Origin of the sequence: Streptomyces humidus, from assembly GCF_014649655.1 — a bacterium.
GTDB lineage: Bacteria > Actinomycetota > Actinomycetes > Streptomycetales > Streptomycetaceae > Streptomyces > Streptomyces humidus.
In genome coordinates this window covers 1-3,127 of sequence record NZ_BMTL01000104.1, presented here as the reverse complement: position 1 = coordinate 3,127, position 3,127 = coordinate 1, and the positions used below count along the sequence as shown (strand labels likewise).

Below are 3,127 nucleotides of genomic sequence, written 5' to 3'. Positions count from 1 at the left end.
CACGCACCGCCACACGAACCTGCCCCACACCCAGCTCCGCACCCGCCTCCGCCACCGGACACAGACCAAGCCCCTCCAACGTCCCCTTCTCCACGATCTCCAACCGCCACGCCGACTCCCCCACCGGCACCGCCAACCCCACACCCGACCCCGCCCGCACCACCCGCGGAACGAAAACACTCCCCGCACGCACCGCGAACTCCGCCTCACCCGAAGCCACAGCACCACCCACCACAGCCCACGAATCATCCGCACCATCCACATCCACCAACACCAACCGCCCCGGACTCTCCGCCCGAGCCCCCCGCACCAGACCCCACACCGCAGCCAGAACCGGATCCACCACCCCACCGTCACACGCCACCGCACCCTCAGTGACAACCACCAGACGCACACCCTCGAACCGCGCATCCGCCAGCCAGGCACGCACCAGTTCGAGCGCGGTACGAGCGACGGCGTGGGCGGCTGCGGACGCGCCGCCGTCAGGGCGCTCGATCCGCACCAGTACGTCACCGGTCACGGCCTCATCCGTTCCCGGCAGCCCGGTCCTCACCTCCGGGACCGGTCCGGCTGCCACCGGGATCCGCACCCAGTCGAGCTGGAAGAGTCCGTCCCTGCCGCCGTCGGCCGGCGCGCCCCCGCCGGCCGCCTCGCGCAGCACGAGTGAGTCCACGGTGGCCACCGCGACACCGGCCGGGTCCGCGAGTTCGAGCGTCACCGCGTCCGGTCCCGCCGGAGCCACCCGCACCCTCAACTCACGTGCGCCCGTGGCCCACAGTGAGACGCCGCTCCAGGAGAACGGCAGTCGCAGCGAGTTCTCGGCGCCGAACGTTCCTCGCAGGACGGCGTGCAGGACGGAGTCCAGCAACGCGGGATGAATCCCGAACCGGTCCGCGAGTTCTCCTTGCGCCTCGGGCAAAACCACTTCGGCGAACACCTCGTCGCCGCGCCGCCATACGGCGCGCAACCCTCGGAACGCCGGACCGTACGACAACCCCAGCCCGGCGAGTGCCTCGTACGCACCCTCGACCGGCTCCGCCGTCGCGCCCTGCGGCGGCCACACACCGAAACCGGCGTCGAGGGAACGGTCCGGGCGCAGAGCCTCGGTCCCCTCGCTCACCACGCCTGTGGCGTTGAGGACCCACGCCTCGTCCTCCACCGCACCGTCCGGCCGGGAGAAGACGCTGACGCCACGACGGCCCGACTCGTCCGGGCCGTCGACCAGTACCTGAATCCGCGCGCCGCCGTGCTCGGGGAGTGCCAGCGGGACGGCGATCGTCAGTTCCTCCACCCGGTCGCAGCCCACCTGGTCCGCCCCGCGGAGGACCAGTTCCAGGAAGCCGGTGCCGGGGAACAGCACCACGCCTGAGACGGTGTGGTCCCGTAGCCACGGGTGGCTCCGAAGCGAGAGAAGACCGGTGAGGACCACTCTGTCCGCGTCGGCAGGTGCCAGCGCCGCTCCGAGCAGGGGGTGATCGGCGGCCGAGAGGCCGAGTCCTGAGAGGTCACCGTCCAACCTTCCTTGGGTCTTGGTAGGCCAGTAGCTCTTGCGTTGGAAGGCGTACGTGGGCAGTTCGACCGAGCGGGCCCCGGTCCGTGCGAGGACCTCGTGCCAGTCCAGTTCACCGCCACGGGTGAACAGCCCTGCGGCGGCCGCCAGTACGCTCTCGGCCTCCGGCCGGTCCCTGCGAAGGGAAGGCTGCAGCAGCAGCCCTCCGCCATCCCCGTCGTCCGGGCCGTCCGGGCCGTCCGGGCCGTCCAGGCCGTCCAGGCCGTCCAGGCAAGCCTGCGCGAGCGCGGTCAGCGTGCCGTCCGGACCGATTTCCACGAAACGCCCGACGCCCTGTCCCGCGAGCATGCGCACGGCGTCGCCGTAGCGGACGGCTTGGCGCACATGCCGTACCCAGTAGTCGGGGTTCGTGAGCTGCGCGGCTTCCGCGGGGGTCCCGGTGAGGGTGGAGACGATGGCCAGACGTGGTTCGGCAAAGGTCAGAGTCTCGACCACGGCCCGGAAGTCGTCGAGCATCGGTTCCATCAGCGGGGAGTGGAAGGCATGGCTGACCCGCAGCGCGGTCACCTTGCGCCCTTGGCCGCGGAAATGGTCCGTGATCTCCTCGACGGCCTGTGCCGCGCCCGAAACCACCACCGCCCGCGGCCCGTTGACCGCAGCAATCCCCACCTCGTCACCCAGCAGCGGCAGCACCTCGTCCTCGGACGCCTGGAGCGCGACCATCGCACCGCCCGACGGGAGCGCCTGCATCAACCGGCCACGCGCCACCACCAGACGACACGCATCCGCCAACGACCACACACCCGCCACATACGCCGCCGCGATCTCACCGATGGAATGACCGGCCAGCACGTCCGGACGCACACCCCACGACTCCAGCAACCGGAACAACGCCACCTCAAGAGCGAACAGAGCCGGCTGCGCGAACTCCGTCCGGTCCAGCAGCTCCGCGTCCTCACCGAAGACGATCTCCCGCAAACCGAACGGCAGCTCCGCGTCCACGGCGTCGAAAGCCTCCGCGAAGACGGGATACGCCTCGTACAACTCCCGCCCCATACAGAGACGTTGCGAGCCCTGGCCCGCGAAGAGCAGCGCCGTCTTCCCCGCACGCGCCTGCGCACCGCGGATCAGCCCCGGCGCGTCGGCGCCCTGCGCCAGCGCGCGCAGACCTCGCAGCAACCCGTCCCGGTCGGAGGCCAGGACTACCGCCCGGTGCTCCAGAACGGCCCGACTCGTGACCGACGCCAGAGCGACATCGACGGTGCGCACGTCGTCGGTCACACCCTCCAGCCAGGCCGAAAGCCGCTCCGCCTGACCACGCACCGCGGACTCACCCGCACCCGACACCACCACGGGCACCGGCACCGGCACCGGCACCGGCGGGATCGACACCGGACCCGAGGACGACTCGATCTCCGCCGGCGTGGAAGGGGCCTGTTCGAGGATCACGTGGGCGTTGGTGCCGCTGATGCCGAACGACGACACACCCGCCCGCCGTGCACGGCCCGTCTGCGGCCACGCCCGCTCCACCGTGAGCAACTCCACCGACCCACCGGCCCAGTCGACACGAGACGACGGCTCCTCGGCATGCAACGTCCGCGGCAGCACACCATGCCG

General features: G+C 71.2%; 1 protein-coding gene. It reads right to left on the bottom strand.

The annotated features are described in order from the left end of the window. The coding region (locus IE239_RS41185; protein WP_190154566.1) for an acyltransferase domain-containing protein at positions 1 to 3,055 on the bottom strand (3,055 nt) is incomplete at its 3' end. Positions 3,056 to 3,127 lie beyond the last annotated feature (72 nt).